Annotated in this window: 16 protein-coding genes; 9 read left to right on the top strand and 7 right to left on the bottom strand. The window is 57.5% G+C overall.

Translation table 11 applies throughout. The features are described from left to right. Positions 1–92: 92 nt before the first annotated feature. Positions 93–1,562: a BACON domain-containing protein gene (locus KG007_RS05055; protein ID WP_213347574.1), complete on the top strand. Its 1,470-nt coding sequence runs from the start codon at positions 93–95 to the stop codon at positions 1,560–1,562. A gap of 130 nt (positions 1,563–1,692) precedes the next feature. Here the strand turns inward: KG007_RS05055 and KG007_RS05050 are convergent, their stop codons facing one another. From KG007_RS05050 to KG007_RS05040, 3 genes are all read right to left on the bottom strand, one after another. Further along, positions 1,693–1,950 carry a hypothetical protein gene (locus KG007_RS05050; RefSeq protein WP_249413250.1) on the bottom strand — a complete coding sequence of 86 codons (258 nt, stop codon included), beginning with the start codon at positions 1,948–1,950 and terminating at the stop codon, positions 1,693–1,695. Between the two features lie 266 nt (positions 1,951–2,216). Beyond that, on the bottom strand, positions 2,217–3,572 hold the full coding sequence (locus KG007_RS05045; protein WP_213347729.1) for a sigma-54-dependent transcriptional regulator: 1,356 nt from the start codon (positions 3,570–3,572) through the stop codon (positions 2,217–2,219). A 5-nt stretch (positions 3,573–3,577) separates the two neighbouring features. Next, positions 3,578–6,025 carry an ATP-binding protein gene (locus KG007_RS05040; protein ID WP_213347573.1) on the bottom strand — a complete coding sequence of 816 codons (2,448 nt, stop codon included), beginning with the start codon at positions 6,023–6,025 and terminating at the stop codon, positions 3,578–3,580. Positions 6,026–6,229: 204 nt separating this feature from the next. Here KG007_RS05040 and KG007_RS05035 point away from each other — a divergent pair, with 204 nt between their 5' ends. Further along, on the top strand, positions 6,230–6,637 hold the full coding sequence (locus KG007_RS05035) for a hypothetical protein (protein WP_195459188.1): 408 nt from the start codon (positions 6,230–6,232) through the stop codon (positions 6,635–6,637). Here KG007_RS05035 and KG007_RS05030 read toward each other — a convergent pair. Then, the gene (locus tag KG007_RS05030; RefSeq protein ID WP_195460093.1) at positions 6,582–6,842 is read right to left on the bottom strand and encodes a hypothetical protein; all 261 of its coding nucleotides are present in this window, start codon (positions 6,840–6,842) and stop codon (positions 6,582–6,584) included. The two genes, KG007_RS05035 and KG007_RS05030, sit on opposite strands and share 56 nt — an antisense overlap. An 89-nt stretch (positions 6,843–6,931) precedes the next feature. Beyond that, complete coding sequence (locus tag KG007_RS05025) at positions 6,932–7,921, bottom strand: hypothetical protein (RefSeq protein WP_195459191.1); 990 nt, start codon at positions 7,919–7,921, stop codon at positions 6,932–6,934. 365 nt (positions 7,922–8,286) lie between these two features. Here KG007_RS05025 and KG007_RS05020 point away from each other — a divergent pair, with 365 nt between their 5' ends. Next, entirely contained in the window at positions 8,287–8,682 is a 396-nt protein-coding gene (locus KG007_RS05020) for a hypothetical protein (RefSeq protein WP_195459194.1), read from the top strand. Between the two features lie 80 nt (positions 8,683–8,762). Here the strand turns inward: KG007_RS05020 and KG007_RS05015 are convergent, their stop codons facing one another. Next, positions 8,763–10,133, bottom strand: coding sequence for an MFS transporter (locus KG007_RS05015; protein WP_195459197.1), 1,371 nt, complete (start codon positions 10,131–10,133; stop codon positions 8,763–8,765). Between the two features lie 12 nt (positions 10,134–10,145). Further along, positions 10,146–11,060, bottom strand: coding sequence for a glycerophosphodiester phosphodiesterase family protein (locus KG007_RS05010; RefSeq protein WP_213347572.1), 915 nt, complete (start codon positions 11,058–11,060; stop codon positions 10,146–10,148). A 481-nt stretch (positions 11,061–11,541) separates the two neighbouring features. Here KG007_RS05010 and KG007_RS05005 point away from each other — a divergent pair, with 481 nt between their 5' ends. The 6 genes from KG007_RS05005 to KG007_RS04980 all read left to right on the top strand — a co-directional run bounded on the left by KG007_RS05005 (position 11,542) and on the right by KG007_RS04980 (position 21,941). Then, positions 11,542–12,462, top strand: coding sequence for an ABC transporter ATP-binding protein (locus KG007_RS05005; protein WP_195459203.1), 921 nt, complete (start codon positions 11,542–11,544; stop codon positions 12,460–12,462). A 67-nt stretch (positions 12,463–12,529) separates the two neighbouring features. Next, complete coding sequence (locus KG007_RS05000) at positions 12,530–12,772, top strand: hypothetical protein (protein WP_195459205.1); 243 nt, start codon at positions 12,530–12,532, stop codon at positions 12,770–12,772. A gap of 21 nt (positions 12,773–12,793) precedes the next feature. Next, positions 12,794–14,116 (top strand): ABC transporter permease, encoded by a 1,323-nt coding sequence (locus KG007_RS04995; RefSeq protein ID WP_195459208.1) that lies wholly within the window; start codon positions 12,794–12,796, stop codon positions 14,114–14,116. Between the two features lie 179 nt (positions 14,117–14,295). Continuing rightward, on the top strand, positions 14,296–15,558 hold the full coding sequence (locus KG007_RS04990) for a phosphoglycerate kinase (protein WP_195459211.1): 1,263 nt from the start codon (positions 14,296–14,298) through the stop codon (positions 15,556–15,558). Between the two features lie 81 nt (positions 15,559–15,639). Continuing rightward, positions 15,640–17,673 (top strand): M13 family metallopeptidase, encoded by a 2,034-nt coding sequence (locus KG007_RS04985; RefSeq protein ID WP_249413249.1) that lies wholly within the window; start codon positions 15,640–15,642, stop codon positions 17,671–17,673. A gap of 197 nt (positions 17,674–17,870) precedes the next feature. After that, a complete protein-coding gene (locus KG007_RS04980) occupies positions 17,871–21,941 on the top strand; it encodes a hybrid sensor histidine kinase/response regulator transcription factor (RefSeq protein WP_249413248.1) in 4,071 nt (1,356 codons plus the stop codon). The last annotated feature ends 143 nt before the right edge of the window (positions 21,942–22,084 follow it).

Raw genomic sequence — 22,084 nt, 5'->3', positions numbered from 1 at the left:
GCTTTGTCCGGACGGTCTGAATTTTGCATCCGAAGCAGTAAACCGGCTTTTTCTGCATTTAACAATACAGACAAACCCAAAAAACACTTCGCATGAAACGATTCTTCCGCCTCATCCTGGCTCTCGGCCTCGTCGCCGGAACCATGGCCTGCGACGACGAAACCCCGAAGGTCCGCATCAACGGCGGCACCGACTTCCTGTCGCTCGACGATCTGGCCCGCAGCGGCAAAATCACGGTAAATGCGCCCGCTCCCTGGCAAATTACCCTGCCCGAACCGGCCGAAGAGTGGTTCACACTCTCGCCCCTCAAAGGTCCGGCAGGCTATTCGGAGATCGAGGTGAGTTTCGACGCCAACGACGGGGCTGCGCGCAGCGCCCTCGTGACCTTCTTCTGCGACGGCAAGAACTACCCGTTCCAACTCTCGCAAAGTGCCGGCTACACCGGATTCGACTCCCCGGACTACTATTTCTACGCGACGTTCGGAACCATGCCCAGCCTTTACGCAGGCCTCCACCTGCTTTCGCACAACAAACCAAGCTGGTTCTATTTCGACCGCTCGCAGACCTTCGATCCCGCCCAATTCCCCGACTGGGCAGAGGTCAGTTCCTCGGCCACAACCGACATGGAGAAGATGCGCGACGCGATGAAACGCCGCATTCTGGAGATCAACGCCGCCGAACCCACAGCCATCTTCGGACTGCTGGTCGACGACCTGCGATGCCGCCTCGGCTACGACTGGTTCGTGGCGCAGGGCATCGACTCCACACGTGTGAAAGTGACGATGCTCTCCGACGGCTCGGGAACCTACAACAATTTCCACCTCTATTTCGGCGATCCCGCCACGGCCGAGCAGAACTGGAACACTTACGAAGGGGAGGTCGAAGCCCTCGACTGGAACCACGGCGGCCGCTATCCCGTGACCCGCGGCATCGAGGAGTTCAATGCCTACACATGGCCCTACTACCTCTCGACGCGTCCCAACTACCGGCTGATGCTCCAGAACAAGGACCTGATGGAATCTTCGTGCCCGTTCATCACCGGGCGGCTCGCCGAAATGAAGATGGTGAGCATCCAGCCCTACGAATTGCTGACAGCCCTTCCCGAAGCGTCGAAACAGCAGTTCTACCGCATGGCCAAATTCAGCTACGACGACTTCGAGGCGCTGTTCGACAAGTCGCCGAAGAAAAACCTCATCATCATCGGGACGAGCCACTCCTCCGCGACCAGCGAACAGCAGCAGGCAAACTACGTAGGAAAAATCATGGAGCAGTACGGCGACCGGTACGACATCTTCTTCAAGCCGCACCCCGCCGACTCCTCGTCTGCCGATTACCCCGAACGGTTCAAAGGGCTGACTCTGCTGCCGGGCCAGATGCCGTTAGAAATCTTCGTCTGGTCGCTGCTCGACAAGATCGACATGATCGGCGGCTACCCCTCGACGACCTTCATCTCCGTGCCGCTCGACAAGGTGGGCTTCCTCTTCGCCACCGATGCCGCAAGCCTCATACGGCCGCTTAACATCCTTTTCCGCGACGCCACGAACGTCGAATGGATCCGGTGATTCCATAACCCGCAGCATACCGGGGCGCTATCCGATCGGAAGGCGCCCTTTTTTACGCGCAAAAAAAATCCCCCGCCGAAGCAGGGGACCAGGCAAACAATTATTTAACTAAATGATTCCGGGCAAAAGATTACCGAACGACTTCGCCGTACTCGTTTTCCAGGCTCCGGGCTTTCTCAACCTTCACAGGTTCCGATTTCTGCTCAGCGGGTTCCGATTCCGGCTCTGCGGGAACCGGCTCCGGCTTCACGGGATCGGGTTTCTCTTCGGGAGCGGGCGCCGTCGGAGCCTCCTTCTTGGTGGAATCCTGCTTCTCGGGCTCCTGTGCATAGACCATACCTCCGGCCATCAGCATCAATGCCGCCATCATTACAACTGTCTTTTTCATAGTTTTAAGAATTAAAATGGTTGAACTTCATTTTCTCGTTTAGCGGCTCGTTTCCTCGCCGTTCCGTCTTTCTGAAGTTCAAGCGCGATGCCATGCCGGAACAGAAAATACAACACACTGGTTTCCAACGCAAAATTCCACCATGCCAAAAATAGGCCGGGTGTGGAAAAGTGTGGAGACAGGACAAAAAGTGTGGAAAAATTCCACAGCCGGCTGTGGAAAGGCGGCCGGGAAACAGGCAAATCGGAGGCCGCAGGCCGCGGCCGCTATTCGATGCCGTAGAGATGCAGTTTGTTGTAGAGCGTTTTGCGGTCGATGCCGAGCAGTTTGGCCGCCTGCGACTTGTTGCCGCCCGCAGCGGCGATGGCGCGGCGAATCTGCTCCTCCTCGGAAGCCGGGTCGCGCAGCGAAAGGGATGCCGCAGCAGGTTCCTCCGCCGGACCGCCGGTAACTTCGGCCGGCAGATCGCAGATCGTGACGTACTCGCCCGCGGCAAGCAGCGTCGCCGACATCACCGCGTTTTTCAGTTGCCGCAGGTTGCCCGGCCAGTCGCAAGCGACAAGGGCCGCGGCCGCAGCAGCATCGAACCCGACGATCCGTTTGTCCAGTTCGCGGTTAGCCTGATCGAGGAAGAAGTCGGCGAAAAGCGGAATGTCGCTGCGCATCTGCTTCAAACAGGGCATACGCAATGTGAAGGAGTTGATGCGGTGGTAGAGGTCGGCACGGAACGAGCCGCGTGCGATAGCCGCTTCGAGGTCCTCGTTAGTCGCAGCCACGAGGCGGATGTCGACCGGAATTTCACGGTTGCTGCCCACAGGGCGGATGCGCCGTTCCTGCAAGGCACGCAGCAACTGCACCTGCGTTTCGTAACTCAGGTTGCCGACCTCGTCGAGAAACAGCGTGCCGCCGTCGGCGGCCTCGAAAGCTCCTGTCTTGTCGGCCAAAGCCCCCGTGAACGCCCCCTTGACATGCCCGAAGAACTCCGAGGCCGCCAAATCGCGGGGAATGGCTCCGCAGTCGACCGCCACGAAGGGTTTCCCGGCCCGCTTGCTCCCGCGGTGGATCAGTTGCGCCACGTGCTCCTTGCCCGTTCCGCTCGCACCGTTCACCAGCACCGACATGTTGGTCGGGGCCACCAGCCGGATGTGTTCGTACAACTGCCGCGCGGCGTCGCTGCGGCCTTCGATATAGTTGAGCGGTTGTCCCGCAGCGTTCCCGCCAGCCTTCGGAAGGGACTTCACCGCCGGGGCCGCCTGCACGGAGGCGTCCAGCGCTTCACGGATTTTTTTCAGCAGCTCGTCGGGATTCACCGGCTTGGCCACATAGTCGCAGGCGCCGAGTTTCATGCACCGCACGGCGTTCTGGATTTCAGCGTAGCTCGTCATCACGATCACCGGCGCAACGACACCCGCACCGGCCATCCATTGCAGCAAGGCGATACCGTCCTCGTCCGGCAGGCGCATGTCGCTCAGCACGAGCGAAAAGCCGCCCGCGGCGAGGGCCGTGCGCGCTGCCGCCACCGACGAAGCCGTCTCGACCCCGAAACCGCGTTTCGAGAGCCATGTGCGCAGCATCAGCGCGAAGGTGATATCGTCGTCCACGACTAAAATCCGTTCTTCCATAGGCTTCACAAAGATACCGTTTTTTCAGCATCCGCGACAATCGTGCGGATTTTTTTCACGGCCGTCCGCAGTTCGCCGCAAAGGGCATCCGTCAGCGCTCCTTCACAGGTTTCGGCCCGGTGCAGGACGGCGGCGATCTCCGCCGCCCCGAGCATCGTGAAGATCGGCAGCATCTTGTGCGCCAACGCTTTCACCGTTGCGGCATCTCGGTCGCCGAGCGCCTTTTCAAGCCCGGCGCAGTTCGCCGCCGTCTGTTCAGCGAACGATCCCAGAATGCTCCTGGCCGCTTCGGTATCGTCTCCCGCATAGGCTGTCAAAGCCTTGAAATCGACACCCGCCGCCGGAATCCCGGCTTCGTCCGCCGATACGGCAATCTCCGCGCCACTGCAAGCCGCCCGAATGACGGCCATCAACTCACTGTATGTAAACGGCTTGCGCAGGCATCCGGCGAATCCGCGGGCGGTGAAATCCCCCGCATCCAAATCCCCGCGCGCCGATACGGCGACTACTTTCAACCCGGGATCGACGCCGTGCACGGCCTCCAGCACACCGAATCCGTCCGCCGACGGCATTTGTATATCGGTCAGCACCAGATCGAAACGGCTTTCACCGACAAGTTTGGCCACATATTCGGGATATTGACAGCTTTCGGACCCGATTCCCGCCCGGCTGCACATCGCGGCGGTCATTTCGAGTTGCAGGGGGTCGTCATCGATCAGCAGCACCCGCAATCCCGGCTGCGGAACCGGTTCGGCAACAGCACAGGCCGCCGCCCCTTCTGTCACTTCGCCGACAGGGACCGAAACGATAAACTTACTCCCTTCACCCAAACGGCTTTCGAGCGAAATCGTGCCGCCGAGCAGTTTCACAAGGCGGTCGACAATCGACAGCCCCAGTCCGAAACCGTCGACACCCTGCGCCGAACTCAGGCGCACGAACTCCGCAAAAATCCGCTTTTTTTCCTCGCGGCCGATGCCGCGGCCCGTGTCGCGCACGGAGAAGACCAGCCGTCCACGCACCACGTCCACACGGATCGTCACCGAACCTTCATCGGTAAATTTCAGCGCATTGGAAATCAGATTATCGGCAATCTGCCGGATGTGAAAAGCATCGCCCGTCACCTCCCGGCCGGCGGCCGGCTCGGCCTCCAGACGCAACTCCAGCCCCTTCGCGGCAGCCGCGGCGGCAAATCCCGCCCGGATCGTTTCGAACAACTGCGCGGGGCTGAACGCCACGCGGCTGACCTCGGTTTTGTTGATGTCGAGCCGGTAGAAATCCAACAAGCTGTCGACCAACGCCAGCAGATGTTCCGACGACTCCTTCATGTTGTGCAGATAAAGTTCCTGCCGTTTGTCGTCCGTCAACCGCGAAAGCAAATCGATATAGCCTATCACCGACCCCAGCGGAGCCTTGATGTCGTGCGTAACAGCCAGCATCAGCTTTTCGCGCGCCTCCAGCAGCGCCTCCTTGTCGCGGTTGGCCTGCTCCAATTCCCGGCGGTAGCGGTTACTTCGGTTGATGTCGCGCCAGAGCATCCCGACGAACAGGAGCATCAGCACCACGGCCCCGATGGCCACGCCGCCCAGAATGCGCGACGACCGCCGGCGGAACACCTCGTTGCGCTCGATGCGCTGCATCAGGTAAGCCGTGTCCTCGGATTCGAAATCCATGATCAGGCGGTATATCTTCGTGTTTACCAGTTCGTTGCTGTAACTCAGCCGCAGTCCCTCCTGCCACACCTGGTCGTAGAAACCCTGCCGGTTGCTCGTAACGCTGTCCTGCAATGCCCGCAGCACCAGTGTGATAGTATCCTTCACCGCCTCTGCGGGCATGACCGAGCCGATCTGCTCACGGCGCGAGATGACGACGCTCGAATCGGCCTCCGGCGGGCTGAACAGGTCGCCCAGCCGTTGAAAGAAACGGCGTTTGGCGCGCGGCACAACCGTCGTATCCTGCCGCACGACGCTGCGGAACGGCGTCGTATCGGCCACAATACTCTCCCGGGGACCGATCAGGCTGCGGATATTTTTGTCCAGCAAGCCCGCCGTAGCCCCGGCGCGAATCGCATGCCGCAGGCTCATCGTGCGGCGTTCCTTATCGGCGATCAGCCGCGTAATGCTGTCCAGCCTCATCGCCTGCAGCGAATCTCCGCCGAAGGTAAGCGATCGCAGCGAGTCGATACAGCCTCTTACGGTGCGCAGTTCGCGCCGGTAACGGTTTTCATAGGACTGGTATCCGGCGATCATCAACTGCCCGTAGCTTTCGGCCTGATAAAGGTGGTAGAGAGTCCGGTTGATGGCCCCGCGCTTGGTATGCAGCAGGGAATAGCTGCCGTCGGGCGCTGAAAAACGGACCGCCACCCGATAGACGTAGCCCACCGAAAGGATACAGACCGCAATCAACAGGAGATAGCCCGCCGCAATCTTCGTTTTGACATATTTCGACTCCTTCACAGTCCAAATATACGAAAAAGCCGGGAAAACCGTACATTCCGCTACTATATCGCGGCGAACGCCGGAGGGCCCCTTCCGGAAAAATTCCCCCGCCGGAAGGCCTGGAGAGGGTGTCGGCGAACCTGCGCACGGAAAGTGCACAGCGACAGAATTAAATGATTATCTTTGTGACAACGGTGCGGATAAAGCCCGGCCGAGAAAACTATGAAAAAACATTGGGTACTGATTCTGATAACGATTGCTGTCGTACTGGCGGCAGCCTTCTATTTCCGGTTCTTTTTCGTCTTCGGGGAGGGCGTCAAGAGCGGCGAACTGAATTACGTCGTCTACAAAGGCGTGCTGTTCAAAACCTATGAGGGGAAACTGATCCAGACCGGAATCCGGTCGAAAACAGCCGGTTCGATCCAATCCTACGAATTCGAATTTTCGGTCGAGGACGAGGCGCTTGCCCGCGACCTGATGCTGCAGGGCGGCAAAACGCTCGAACTGCACTACAAGGAGTACTTCGGGGCTCTGCCCTGGCGGGGATTCACGAAGTTCGTCGTCGACAGCATCGTCACCGTACGGCCTGCACCGGAAAAAACGCCCGGAACCCTGCCGGAGCAGTTGTAAGCGGCCCGGCGTATTCGGCAAACAGGTAAAATGGAAAAGGCAGGTTTCTCAGACCTGCCTTTTCGCGTTTGCGATCGTATGCTTTTTTCGATTTGTGCACGGCGTGCAGCCCTACGGGCCGGCCGTGGCGTGCGATCTCCTCTTCGCGGCCTGCCTTGCGGTGGGCTTTGAGGTAATCCTGTTCGGTAATCTTGTGTTTTTTCATGGTACGGTGTCTTTTATCGACGCTGCAAAGATAACGAATCCTGGCGTAACCGTCAAATCCGTCCGGAGAAGCAGCCCGATTCCGTGCTGTTACAGCATCGAATCGACGATCTTATACTGGCTCTCGAAAAACTGCCGCCTTTCGATACGCCCGCTCCAGGAGAGCAGGGTGGAGATATTGCAGAAGGACCTGATCCACTCTTTGATCCGCAGGAAATCCTCCTCCGAATTTTCGATCTTCGAGAAACTGAAATTGGTCTGAAGCGTAGCGAAATGCCTGTCGCCCGCCGCGAAATAGCTGCTCGAAAACCCGACATTGATGGACGACACATAAAAGGACATCTCGGCCGGAAACGGAACCGACGAAACGTAGGTCCCGTTCAACGCCTGTTCGATACGGCGCAGCAGGTTCGTCAGTTCGGCCTTGATAGCGTCCTTCTCCTCCGGAGTGATGACCCCCATCCGGTGAAAATTATCGATCTCCCGGGCCAGCGTCCAGACCAGCGAACTGTCCCAGATATAAAAGGCCTCCCTGAAATTGTACAACCCGGCGCACCGCTCCGCAATTGCAGCCACCCTTTCGGGCATTTCCCAGCGGGAGAAACTGTTGAATTCTTCGGACCGGACGAAATAGTTGCCCCACTTGAAAAACATGAACTTCGTCAGCAGGGGCGACGAAATGAAGAATTCCATCGGCAGCGAATTGTAGACGTTGCCCGTCTCGCCGGGTTCGTCGCGTGTCATCTCGCCGATGCACTTCTGGTTGAATTCGATCATGTCGTAAAACGAATCCATCGACCGAAACTGCTGCGGCGATTCGAGCCGGAACGGCAGCCATTGGAACTCTTTGTCCCGATACAGCAGGCTGTCGAGCGACAGGCCCAGCTCCCGGGCCAGGATGCCCATTTCCCGTACCGAAAAATTCACCCGTCCGGCAATCCTCCGGTAGACGGATTCCTTCTCCAGGCGCAGGATGTCCGATATGCGGGCCACGAGGTCCGCCCGCCGGGGCACTTTTTTACATAGTTTACCGATGAAAGCATCGTGAAGATCTTCCCTGCTCGCAGTACTGTTTCTCATAACCTGTAAAATTGCGTCAAACGGGAATCCCCGTTTTTGCAAAATAGCAAAAAAAATGCGAAGAAAAAAGCCGGTCCGAAAAACAGGCCCGTCCGGGACCGCAGAAACAGCGATCGCGCAGGTTGTTTTTCTCCTTTTCGGAGAAAATGCGGTTCGGTTTTCTCCGAAAAGTCCCCGAAAAACGCTGTTTCCGCGTTTTCCGCCGGATCGTGTCCCCGGCAGCAACCCGTTTCACCGAAAGGTCCGGCACAGCGGACCTGCGCCGATAAAGTTGTCTTTATCAACGCCTTGCGGTGCATTATATTTGTTATCAGAAAAGAATTATCACCGTGAAATCATAAAAAACCACAAAAAAACGTCCATATATGTTGTCACTCTATGAATTTTACCTGCTGGCCAACCTGTACGACCCGGGCAGCCAACCGTTCCGGAACGTCCTCGAAAGAGCCGCCACGATGTACCCCAACGAAAAAGTCAACCGCATTTCGATGGCCATGTTCAGTTTCCTGGACAACAACATCCACACGGCGTTGGAATTCCTCCGCGGACTGGAGGAGGAACCCGACGCATGGCTCTATTTCTCGTCGTTCTACATCCGGATCAACGAACTCGACAAAGCGGAATATTTCGCCAAACGGGCCGCCGAAGCCGGAAACTGCTCTGCAACGGAGCATCTCATGCGGATCGAGGCCTACCGGGCCGACAAGGCCTATTACCAGAAAAAAGTAAGGGACTGGGAAAAATACGGTGTCGACAGGTAGCCCCCGCCCGGCAAAACGGGTAAAAAGACGTTGCAGGCCTTATTGCCTGCAACGTCTTATTAAACCCGGTCCGGGTCGCGTTAAAACTCCTTGACCTTGCCGCGGTTGAGCAGCGGCAGCAGGAACGAGATGACCGCCGCCGAAAGCCAGAAAATCGCCACAGGGCCGAAATCGTAATGCTTGACGCCGTCGGCCGCCACCGTAATGTTCGAGTCGATCAGCCAGCCCGATGCCACGTCCTGAATACCGGCAGCGATGTAGGAGGTCATGCCGACCACACCCAACGCGGCGCCCGTAGCCTTGCGCGGCACGATGTCCACGGCCATCAACCCGCCCAGGAAGCAGATCAGCACACCGATAGCGATACCGAACAGCACCATCGACAGCACATTGACCCACAGCGCATTGCCTCCGTAGAAGAACAGTGCGAGCGACAGGGCGTTCAGAATACCGAAGATCAGCGCAGGCATCTTGCGTTCGCCCTTGAAGAGCTTGTCCGAAAACCAGCCCGACAGCACCGTGCCGATGATGCCCAGCAGGGCGTTGATCGAGACGATCGAGATCGCCTGAACGTCCGAAAATCCCTTCGCTTCCTGGAGGAACAGCACGCCCCAGCCATTGATGGCATAACGCGAAATGTACATAAAAGCGCTCGCGGCAGCCAGGATCCACACGGCAGGAGTGCGGAGCACCTGCTTTTGAATTTCCTTTACCGACTTGTCGGCCGCTGCCGTCGGCGCTTCGTGCGCCAGCGCCTCGACCGGAGGCAGGCCCTTCGATTCGGGCGTGTCGTGGAGCATTACGAGGATGACCGCCACGCCGATAGCTCCGGCGATCGCCGAGCCGAAAAATCCGGCCTGCCAGCCTGCGAAAGTGACGATCGAGCCCACGAACAGGAACGAGAAGAACTCGCCGAGGTTGTGGCTCGCAGAGAAAAATCCGTAATAGGTCCCCCGCTCTTTCAGGGGATACCACCGCGAAAGGGAGATGATGGCCGGGGCGGCGCCCATCGACTGCGACCAGCCGTTGAATGCCCACATCACGGCAAAGGAGATGAAAATGACAGCCGTGGGAATGACGCTGTGCATCAGCCCCAATACACCCATCAGAGCATTGGCTGCGGCCGAGACGATCAGTCCCGTGGCCATAAAGCGTTTTATGTTGCAGTAGTCGGCAATGAATCCGTTGACGAATTTGCCGATGGCATAGGCGAAGAGCAGCGCCGAGCCGATGACGCCCAGTTGCGAAGCATCGAGCGATCCGCTGTCGAGGATCGGTTTCTTCATCACGTTGAGGCTCGTGCGGCAAACATAGTAGAGGCTGTAACCGAGCGTCGCGGCGATGAAAGCCTGCAAGCGCAGGCGGTGGTAATATTTGGTACGCTGCGCCTCGTCCATTTCACGGGCGGGGGCGGGTTCGCTGATGCGGTAGAAACGGGAAATACGATTCATCGGTGTCCGGTGTTAATCGTGCAGTCCGCGCGAGCGGAGGTAGGAAATCAGCAATTCGGGACGGTCGGTCTGAATCATCGTAGCGCCCATGTCGACCAGTTTTCCGTAGATTTCGGCCGCATTTCCGTCGAAAGCCGCATCGTCGTCCAGTCCGCCGCAGAGCGACGCCCAGAGCGAGTTGACCCACAGCTTCGACCCGCTGGCCACGACTTTATCCATGCACTCCTTTACCTCGGGGGTGTATTCGTTCCAGCACACCTCGTAAGCCAGCGGCACGATGCCCTTCTGCTGGTATTCGGCAAAGAGCGCCTTGCCCTGCGGCTTGAGAATGTCGATGATCGGCATGTACATCATATTACGGGGATGTTCGGCGAATTTGGCCGCCACGACATCCGTGCCGCGCTTGCCTTTGATCAGGATCTGGTCCGTGACGCCGAGCTCCTCGGTGACGGCAAGCACCAGATCGTAAAATTCATAACCCTGGTCGACATTCACCACAATGCGGTCCTTGCAGACTTCGAGCGCTTCGCGCAGCGTCGGCATCTTATGGGTGGTCTTCACACCGTGGCCCGTCTTGAGGACGCAGCGCCGGATCGAATCGTAGGTGATGTCGCACACACGGCCTTTGCCCGAGGTCGTCCGGTCGATGGTCCGGTCGTGGCAGAGCACCAGGACGCTGTCCGAAGTCAGTTTGAGGTCCAACTCCATGATGTCGACCCCCATGCCGATCACCGATTCGATGGCAGCCAGCGAGTTTTCGGGGTAGTTGCGCCAGTCGCCGCGGTGCGACGCGACGATGACGTTTTTCGAATGCGGGTTGTGGATTTCGGCAACGATGGCTTCGGCACGGTTTCCGGCAACCGGCGCGGTTTGCGTACAAGCTCCCAGCAGGGAAAGACAGGCGAGGAAGATCAGTAGTTTTTTCATGTTTTGAAATTTAAAATTGGGTTGAATAAGGTACGTAAAACAGCGCTCCGCAAAACCATGCGGAACACCCACCCGGCCTTATTTTTCTGCGAACGAAAACCGAAATCGTCCGGAGGCCCGTACAAATATAGTGAAAATTTAAACGACCGCAACCCTTTCCGCACAAAAAATCACCCGGCCCGTTACGTATGGCGGGGCTTTTTGCCGTACTATATATAGATAACAGACTAAAAACCCCGAAAACACGACAGCACGAGCAACGCCCCAAGGACATCCGCCCGACCGAAACCGAACTTCAATCCCCGACATTCTTCCCACACGGGAAATCCACGCCCCGGCACGGCATCCCCGCCTGCCGTCCGAAAGCCCTCCAAAAACCCGGCTGAAATATTTTATCGAAAAACGATAAATATTTTTTGATATTCAAAATTTGTTCCTATATTTGCGGCTGTAACAATCCAAAAATAAAACATCCGCGACTATGGATTTACTCACAGTAGAACACGTCACCAAACGCTATGCTTCGCACACGGCGCTCGATGACGTATCGCTCGCCATCCCCAAAGGCTCGGTTTACGGGCTGCTCGGACCCAACGGGGCCGGCAAGACGACCCTGATCCGCATCATCAACCGCATCACGGCGCCTGATTCGGGCCGCGTGCTGTTCGGCGACCGGGAAATCGCCCCCGATGACATCTACCGCATCGGCTACCTGCCCGAAGAGCGAGGTCTCTACAAAAAAATGAAAGTCGGCGAACAGGCCGTCTTCTTCGCCCGCCTCAAAGGACTCTCACGCCGCGAAGCCGTCACCCGGCTCAAGCAGTGGTTTGTCAAATTCGGCATCCAGGACTGGTGGGACAAGAAGGTGGAGGAGCTCTCGAAGGGCATGGCCCAAAAAGTACAGTTCATCGTCACGATCCTGCACGAACCCCAGTTACTGATCTTCGACGAACCCTTCTCGGGCTTCGACCCTATCAACGCCAACCTGCTGAAAGAAGAGATACTGGCGCTGCGCGACAAAGGCGCGACGATTATTTTCTCGACGCACAACATGTCCTCCGTGGAGGAGATCTGCGACCATATCACGCTGATCAACAAGTCACGCAATATCCTCTCGGGCCAGGTCGACGAAATCCGCCGCCGCCACGGCTCGAACATCTTCGAAGTGGCCTACCGCGGCGAAGAGGAGGTCCTGCGGCAGGCCGTTGCAGGCCGCTGCGAGATTCTCGACGGCGCCGAGGACGAATCGGTCTACCGGATGCTCAAACTCCATGTCGAGAACGACGCGGAAGTGCGCGGAGTCATCAGCGCGGTCAACGACGCCGTCGAACTGCGCTCGTTCCGCGAAATCATCCCCTCGATGAACGACATTTTCATAAGAGCCGTAAACGGTTCGTTATGAAAAGCCGGTCCGGCCATACAGACAATTTCTCTTCGAGGGAAGAACTTCAACAATAAATCGGCAAACCATGGACAGAACTGAAAACAAGAATTCGCACGACCGCAGGTTCGGTTTTACGTGGCCTGTGATCATCGGGCTGGCGCTGTTTTTCGCAGGCGTCTCCGAGTCGCTGCGCAACCTCCGGCGCGTCGTCGAAGGCGAAGATGCACTCGTTTCGCTGGTCTTCTGCCTCGTTTCCGCCGCCGCGGGAGTATGGATTCTGCGCCGGGAGAAAAGACCCGGCGACGACCGGAAGCAAACAAACGGTTAATAAATTAAAAACATACGGTTTATGTCAAACATATCCATCATCATCCAGCGCGAGTTCAACGAGCGCGTGCGCAAAAAATCCTTTATCATCACCACGTTGCTGATGCCCGTGCTGATGATCGCCCTGATGGCCTCGCCGGCGCTGATCATGCAGTATTCGCGCGGCGACGAGAAGGTCATCGCCGTTGTCGACGACAGCGGCCTGGTAGCCCCGAAGCTCGAAAACAGCGAAGAGATCGCCTTCGAAACCACAGACCTTTCGACCGAGGAGGCCCGCAAACAACTGACCGATAAATTCGGCGTCCTGTACATCGGGAGTGACATTCTCGAAAACGCCAGCAACGTCAAGCTCTACGCCAACTCTTCGTCGTCGCTCTCGCTCGAAAGCGCCATCACGGGGCAGATCGAGCATATCCTCGAAGCGGAGAAACTCAAGGCTTACAACATCGAAAACCTTTCGAAAATCCTCGACGAGGTGAAGACCAAGGTCAACATGCAGACCTTCCGCAACGACAAGTCGCAGGAGGAGGACACACAGGCCCAGTCGTCGATGGTAGCCACCGGCGTGGGCTACGTCCTGGGCTTCATCCTCTACATGTTCCTGCTGATCTACGGTTCGATGGTCATGCAGTCGGTAATCGAGGAGAAGAACAACCGCGTACTGGAAGTAATGGTAAGCTCGGTGCGGCCCTTCGACCTGATGATGGGCAAAATCCTCGGCGTAGCTTCGGTGGCCGTGGTGCAGGTGCTCATCTGGGGCGTGCTGATCGTCGGCGTCGGATTCCTGATCGTTTCCAACCTGCTGCCCGCAGACGTGATGGAAGCTGCCAAAGCGATGCAGCAGGGGATGCCCGCAGGGGGTTCGATGGTCGACATCAATCCCGAGATGCTGCAGGCCGTCGCCGCCATGATGGACATCGCCTACATCGTTAAAATCTTCGCCAGCCTGGTGCTCTTCGTCTTCGGCGGCTTCCTGCTCTACGCCGCAATGTTCGCCGCAGTCGGTTCGGCCGTAGACAACGTACAGGACGCGTCCCAGTTGCAAATGCCCATCACGCTGCCGATTATCCTGGCTCTGCTGATGATGTTCGTCGTCATCCGCGACCCCAACTCGCAGTTGGCATTCTGGTTCTCGATCATTCCCTTCACCTCGCCCATCGTCATGATGGCCCGCATCCCCTACGACATTCCGCTGTGGGAGATCGTCCTCTCGCTCGCGGTGCTCTACGCCTCGTTCATAGGCATGGTGTGGTTCGCAGCCAAAATCTACCGGGTGGGCATCTTCATGTACGGCAAGAAACCGTCGCTCAAGGAGTTGTTCAAATGGGTACGGTACAAATACTGACACGCCTCCTCGTTCCGTAATCCAAGCCGGGCTGCGCCGACCAGGCGGGCCCGGTTTTTGTTCGGGAGAACGTTTTTTCTGTTATCGGAATAACAGATTCTTAAAATATTTTCATAAATTTGTCCCGAATTAGGCTTTACCGAAAATCTTTTAACAATATACTTAAAAATCAAACAGCTATGATCTCGATCGACAACTACGATTTCAAAGGCAAGCGCGCGATTATCCGCGTGGATTTCAACGTGCCCCTCAACGAGAAGGGCGAAGTGACGGACGACACGCGTATCCGCGCCGCCATCCCCACCATCAAGAAGGTGCTCTCCGAGGGCGGTTCGGTGATTCTCATGTCGCACATGGGTCGCCCGAAGAAGAACCCCGATATGAAATACTCGCTGGAGCAGATCGTTCCCGCCATCGAGAAGAACCTCGGTGTAAAGGTCGAGTTCGCCGGCGACTGCATGGGCGAGAAGGCTGCCGAAATGGCCAAGAACCTCAAACCCGGACAGGTGATGCTGCTTGAGAACCTGCGTTTCTACGCCGAGGAAGAGGGCAAGCCCCGCGGCCTGGCCGAGGACGCCACCAAGGAGGAAAAGGACGCCGCCAAGAAGGCGCTGAAAGAGGGTCCGCAGAAGGAGTTCGTCAAGAAACTCGCTTCGCTGGCCGACTGCTACATCAACGACGCATTCGGAACGGCCCACCGCAAGCACGCTTCGACCTACCTGATCGCCAAAAACTTCCCCAACGACAAGATGTTCGGCTACCTGATGGAAAAAGAGGTGAAGGCCATCTCGTCGCTGATGGAAGCCCCGAAACATCCGTTCTGCGCCATCGTGGGCGGTTCGAAGGTGTCGTCGAAGATCGGCGTCATCAAAGCCCTGATCGAGAAGGTCGATTCGATCATCATCGGCGGCGGCATGACCTACACCTTCGCGGCTGCGCAGGGCGGTAAGGTCGGCAACTCGATCTGCGAGCCCGACATGTTCCCCGTGGCGCTGGAGATCCTCGAACTGGCCAAGAAGAAGGGCGTCGAACTGGTCATGTCGCCCGACGCGCTGATCGCCGACGCATTCTCGGCCGACGCCAACACCAAGGAGGCCCCGGCCAACGACATTCCCGACGGCTGGGAAGGACTCGACATCGGCGAGGAGGGCAAGAAGGTCTTCCGCGAGCACATCCTGGGCTGCAAGACCATCCTCTGGAACGGCCCCGTGGGCGTGTTCGAGATCGACAAGTTCGCAACCGGTTCCAAGGAGGTAGCAGTGGCCATCGCCGAAGCGACCAAAAAGGGCGCTTACTCGCTCATCGGCGGCGGCGACTCGGTAGCCTGCATCAACAAGTTCGGCCTGGCCGACCAGGTATCGTACATCTCGACGGGCGGCGGCGCGCTGCTCGAATACATCGAGTTCGGCGACCTGCCGGGCGTCGCGGCTATCCGCGACTAAACCGGACGCACCGAAGCAAATTCAAAAGCGGGGATTTCCGGTTTTCACGGAAGTCCCCGTTTTATCAAAAACCCGAACAGTATGAAAAAAATTATCCTTTTCGCAGCAACAATGGCTTGTATGACAGCCTGCCAGAATACCCCTAAGAAACCGGCCATCGACATGGCCAACTTCGATTTGTCGGTAGCTCCCAACGCCGATTTCTACGAATACGCTACGGGCGGCTGGCAGAAGAACAACCCCCTGAAACCCGAATATTCGCGCTACGGCTCGTTCGACATCCTGCGCGACAACAACGAGACGCGCATCAACGAGCTCTTCTCCGGCATGACCAAGCAGAAGGCCCGGCCGGGAACCGTCGAGCAGAAGATTTCGGACCTCTACAAGATGGGCCTCGACTCGGTGCGCCTGAACGCCGAGGGCGCCGCCCCGATCAAAGCCGCCGTCGACGAGATTCTCGCCATCGGCGACCGTGCGCAGCTGACCGCAGCCATCGCCAAGCTCCACACCTCGATCGCCAACCCCTTCTTCGGCGTCGGCGTGCAGTCCGACCTGATGAACAGCGATATCAATGCGCTCTACGCTTCGCAGCCCGACCTGATGATGGGCGACCGCGACTATTACCTCGATCCCGAGAACGAGTCGATCCGCACTGCCTACAAGGAGTACCTGGGCAAGCTCTTCCGCCTGACGGGCGTCCCCGAGGCCGACATCGAGAAGGCCGTTGCCGGCGTGATCTCGATCGAAACCAAACTGGCCGAGAAAAACTGGTCGAGCGTCGAACTGCGCAACATCCCCGCCATGTACAATCCCACGGCGAAAGCCGATTTCGAGAAGGCGTACGACGCCATCGACTGGGCCGAGTACTACAAGACGATGGGCATCGGCGACTTCGAGCAGATCATCGTGACGACCCCTTCGGCCCTGGCCAACGCCAACGAGGTGATCAAGACGGCCCCGCTGGAGGACATCCGCTATTACCTCGCCGCACAATACATCAGCAATGCAGCCGGTTTCCTGAGCGACGATTTCATCAACGCATCGTTCGATTTCTACGGCCGCGTGATGTCGGGTAAGCAGGAGCAGAAACCCCGCTGGAAGCGTGCCATGTCGGTCCCCAACGGTATCCTGTCGGAAGCCGTGGGCGAAATGTACGTCGCCAAATATTTCCCCGAGAAAGACAAGGCCCGCATGCTCGAAATGGTGAAGAACCTGCAGACAGCCCTCGGCCAGCACATCGCGGGCCTCGACTGGATGTCCGACGCCACCAAAGCCAAAGCCCAGGAGAAACTGGCAGCCTTCACGGTGAAGATCGGTTATCCCGACAAGTGGAAGGACTACTCTTCGCTGACGATCGACCCGGCGAAGAGCTATTGGGAGAACAACGTCGAAGCCAGCGCCTGGTATACGGCCGACAACATTTCGAAACTGGGCAAACCCGTGGACAAGGACGAGTGGCACATGTCGCCCCAGACGGTGAACGCCTACTACAACCCCACGACCAACGAAATCTGCTTCCCGGCCGCCATTCTCCAGCCGCCGTTCTACAACCCCGAGGCCGACGACGCCGTAAACTACGGTGCAATCGGCGTGGTGATCGGCCACGAAATGACCCACGGATTCGACGACCAGGGCCGCAACTTCGACAAGGACGGCAACATGAACAACTGGTGGACCGAAGAGGACGCCGCCGCCTTCAAGGCCAAGACGGACATCCTGGTACAGCAGTTCAACGCCATCGAGGTTCTGCCCGCCAAGGACGGGCAGCCCGCGATCTTCGCCAACGGCTCCCTCTCCCTGGGCGAGAATATCGCCGACCAGGGCGGTCTGCGCGTAGCGCACTCGGCCTACCGCAACTCGCTCGCAGGCAAGGAGGCTCCGGCCCCGATCGACGGATTCACCGCCGACCAGCGTTTCTACCTGGGCTACGCCACGCTGTGGGCCCAGAATATCCGCGACGAGGAGATCGCACGCCTCACCAAGCTCGACGTACACTCGCTGGGCAAATGGCGCGTAAATGCCACGCTGCGCAACCTGCAGGACTTCTACGACGCCTTCTCGATCACCGACGGCGCGATGTTCCTGCCCGAGCAGGATCGCGTGATTATCTGGTAAAATACCGTACTGAAAAGAAAGGCGGCCGGAAGTTTTTCCGGCCGCCTTTTTCGATCCCGGACACCGGCCCCGGAATAGTATTCAGCCCCGAAAACCGGTCAATCAAACCCGGAAAGAGCGAAAAAACGACGGCAGACGGCCTGTTTTATCAAAATTTTCTAACTTTGTATGAAAGACCAGACCTCATCCGGGCATCTATGAGATCATTATTAACAGCACTGCTACTCGTCACGGGACTGCTCCCGGAAACCCTCCACGCCCTGAATATTCCGGATTACCGGTTCCATCCCATGCCCGAAACCTCCTATTACGGAGGCATACACAGCATCGCCAAGGACAGCGTCGGACGCATCTGGTTCAGCGGGTACGACGCCTTGTTCATGTACAACGGCACGTCGTTCGTGCGGATGAACGACCGGGTCGCAAACCTCTCCCCGAGTTCCTACTGGTCCTACGGGCAGGTGGTCACGGACAAACAGAAAGGGCTGTACGTGGGAACCAACCACGGGTTGCTGCACTTCGACTACGAAACGCTCGATTTCGAACTCGTCCTGGAAGGAAACATCGGTTCGGTCACGGCGAACGGCGACGGGACGGTCTGGCTGATCCGGAACAACACCATCGAATCGTTCAATCCCGACCGGCTGCCCGCCGTAACCAGTTATCCGCTGCCGAAAGAGATATTCACACTCGGACAAACGCTGACGCTCGTCTGCACGAAAGAGTATGTTTATACCGCCTCGAACGGAAACCTCTACCGCCTGAACCGAGAAACCGGACAGTACGTTCCGTTCACGTCGGTCGGCGGCAACAACTGCGTGATCCGCGACGTAGTGGAATACAACGGCTCGGTATACGTCCTCACGCACATGGACGGGCTTTACGAATGCGACGGCGACGGCCGGATCGGGCGGTATTACAGGCTCCCGCACGAATACGAAAAGTCCGCGGGCGCCAAAGAGTTGTTTCTCGACCCGGCAGGCATCATCTGGGTAGCGACGCAGTCGGGACTGCTCCTGCTAGACCCGCTCACCGACAGCACACGCCTGCTGCGCTTCGACCTCCATTATCCCTACTCGCTGCCCAACAACTCGGTGTGGTCGATCTTCGCCGATCCCGACGGCGGGGTATGGGTCGGCACATACGGGGGCAAACTGGCCTACATGACCTTCTCGGACAACGGCGTCGACTACTTCAAAGCCACCCCGGGAGGCCTTAATCATCCTATTGTCAGCTGTTTCGAGGAAGATACGGAAGGCAACCTGTGGATCGGAACTGAGGGGGGGGGAATTAACCGCTGGGACCGCAAGAACGGCCGGTTTATCTACTATACGCAGGAAAGCAAGTGCGGTCTTACGTCGAACATGATCAAAAAGCTGTGGCACGACGAGAACAACACGTTGCTGGTCTCGGCGTTCAACGGCGGCATGCGGGCGTTCGACGAGCAGCAGGGGCGTTTTACCGACCTGCACATGAACCATCCGGTCTCGGGGCAGCCGCTCAGCGTCTACGATTTCGTCAAGGAGGGCGACCGGGGCATCTGGATGACCGACCCGGACGCCGAACTGATGTACAAGGACGCAAAGACAGGGATCATCGAAGCAGTCCAGTTCTCGGACAACCGGGGCAATCCCGTCCGGATTCATATCGAAACGCTGTTTCACGACAAAGAGGGCAGCCTGTGGCTCGTCAGCCACGGAGGAGCTTACATCGTAGATGCCGCCACGAGGCGGATCGTAAAGCATTATTACATCGACGAGGCCCCCTATGCGGTAAACAACCTCTGCTCCTACTGCGTCACGTCGGGTTCCGACATCTGGTTCGGGACCCGCGGCGGCGGGGTCAACCTGCTGCGCCGCGACGGCAGTTACGTCAATTTCAAGGACCGGAACGGCGAAGGGCTGTCGGGTAAAACGGTCTTCGGCATCCTGGAAGACACCTCTTCGCAAGATGTCTGGTTCAGCACCAACGACGGTCTCTATTATTACGACCACGCTGCCGGGACGATCAACAAATCCCAGATCGACACCCCGAACCACTGCGGCGCCTACTACGTGCGGGCCTGCTACAAGACTTCGAAAGGCGAAATGCTGTTCGGCGGAACGGACGGCTTCATCCTGTTCACCCCGGAAAACATAAAATACAACGACCAGAAGCCGAAGGTTTTCTTCACCGACCTGCTGATCAACAGCAAACCCGTAATTCCCGGCGCCAAAAATTCACCCCTCGATAAAGCGATCTCCACTCTGTCCTACCGCGAAGGCAAAGGCGATATGATCGAATTGTCGCACAGGCAGTCGAATTTCGAAATCCGGTTCTCGGCGGACAGTTACCTTAACGCCGGAAAGAACCAATACGCCTACCGGCTGCTCGGGCTCTCCGAACAATGGTCTCTGCTGCCGCAGGGACAGAAGGGCGTGCAGTTCTTCAACCTGCCTGCCGGAAACTACGTTTTCGAGGTCAAGGCCGCCAACAACGACGGTCTGTGGGGCGACGAAGTTACGGCGCTCGGGTTCAAGGTGCATCCGTCGCCCTTCTTCTCCGTCTGGGCCTACCTCGTCTACGCCGCACTGCTCTCGGCGGTGGTCTATTTCATCTGGCGGTACTTCACCAACAAGAAAATCTTCGAACAACGGCTCGAACTGGAGCGGATCAAGGAGCAGAACATGAAGGAACTGACCCGGGCCCGGATCAACTTCTTCACGAACATCTCCCACGACCTCAAGACCCCGCTCACCCTGGTCGTCGATCCGCTGAAACAGCTCAAGGAGCACCTGCCCGCAGACACGCCGGGCAACGCCTACGTGCACCTGATCGAAAAGAACGTAGCACGCATCCAGCGCATGATCAGCCAGTTGCTGCAATTCCGCGAAATCGAGAGCCAGAAGATCACCCTCAACCGCCAGCCGGGCGACCTGATCCGGTTTATCGACAGCATCTTCTCGCTGTTCGAGTTTTACGCCAACAAAAAGGGAATCGAAACCGGGTTCAATTCCCAGTACGAAAGTTTTTACACCAAGTTCGACCACGACGTGATCGAGAAGATTTTCACGAACCTGTTCTCCAACGCCATCAAATACACCTCCGAGAACGGCTATGTCGGAGTGAAGATATACCCGGCCCGACAGGAGCAGATACCGGATTCCGCCGCACCGGCCGCCGACACCGAGTACATATCCTTCACGGTCACCAACACCGGGGCCGAAATCCCCGACGACAGGAAGGAGGCCATCTTCGAGTCGTTCAACCACCTCTCCACCCGCCGCCCCGAATTCGAAAGCAGCAGCGGCCTGGGACTGTCCATCGTCAAAGAACTGGTCGGCAACCTCGAAGGAGGAATAACCCTTCATTCCGGGAATTCGAAGGTCTCCTTCACGGTCGTTCTGCCTTTCACGCTGAATGCCGAAAAGACCGACAGTGCGGCCGAATCGTACGAATACACGGTTTCCGAGATCGACAACCTGTTGACGGAAACCGATGTAACGGCGCCGGACGACAAGCACGACCGCAAGGCCTGCAATATCGTAGTGATCGAGGACGACCCCAACCTGAGAAGTTACCTGGAACAGCGGTTGTCGAAACATTACAACGTATACACGGCCGCAAACGGCAACGAAGGCATCGCCAAGGCGGAGAAAATCTGCCCCCAGATGGTCATTACCGACCTGATGATGCCCGAGGCCGACGGCTTCGACGTATGCCGCTCCCTGCGTTCGAACATCAAGACCAGCCATATCCCGGTGATCATGCTGTCGGCCCTGGGCAAAAACACCGAAAACAAAATCAAAGCGCTGGAAAGCGGCGCCAATGTATTTATCGACAAGCCGTTCGACATGGATTTCCTGCTCCGGCAGGTCGCCAACCTGATCAAGAACCAGAAAGAGCTCAAGGAACTGTACAGCAAAAAATTCATCGCCGAACCTTCGAAGATCACCATTTCGTCGATGGACGAGGAGTTGCTGAAGAAGGCGATGAATTACATCGAGCGCAACATGGACAACAGCGACTACAACGTCGATTCGTTCGTCACGGACATGTCGATCGGGCGTACGCTTCTGTATCAGAAGATCAACGACATAACGGGCATGTCGATCAAGGAATTCATCATGGATGTCCGTCTGAAACGATCGGCGCAATTATTAAAGGAGTCGGACCTGACCATCGCCGAAGTCTCGATCATGACAGGATTCGCCAATCCCAAATATTTCAGCATTTGTTTCAAAAGGCATTTTGAACTGACCCCCTCCGAATTCAAGAAAAAATCGTAATCCGGACCATACGAAGGTAATTTAACATGTCCAATGCGTCATGGATATGCGCCTCCGCGTCTGCCGGAACAGGGATGGATTGTACCTTCACCGACGGGGTGTTCCCGCCGTCGTTTTACGCGACGACGGGAGCGCTTCATTCT

The sequence above is a fragment of the Alistipes montrealensis genome (assembly GCF_018362775.1).
In the GTDB taxonomy this organism is placed as follows: Bacteria; Bacteroidota; Bacteroidia; order Bacteroidales; family Rikenellaceae; genus Alistipes; species Alistipes montrealensis.
Note: the sequence above shows the minus strand (reverse complement) of the source record. Positions and strands in the feature narration are given on the sequence as shown.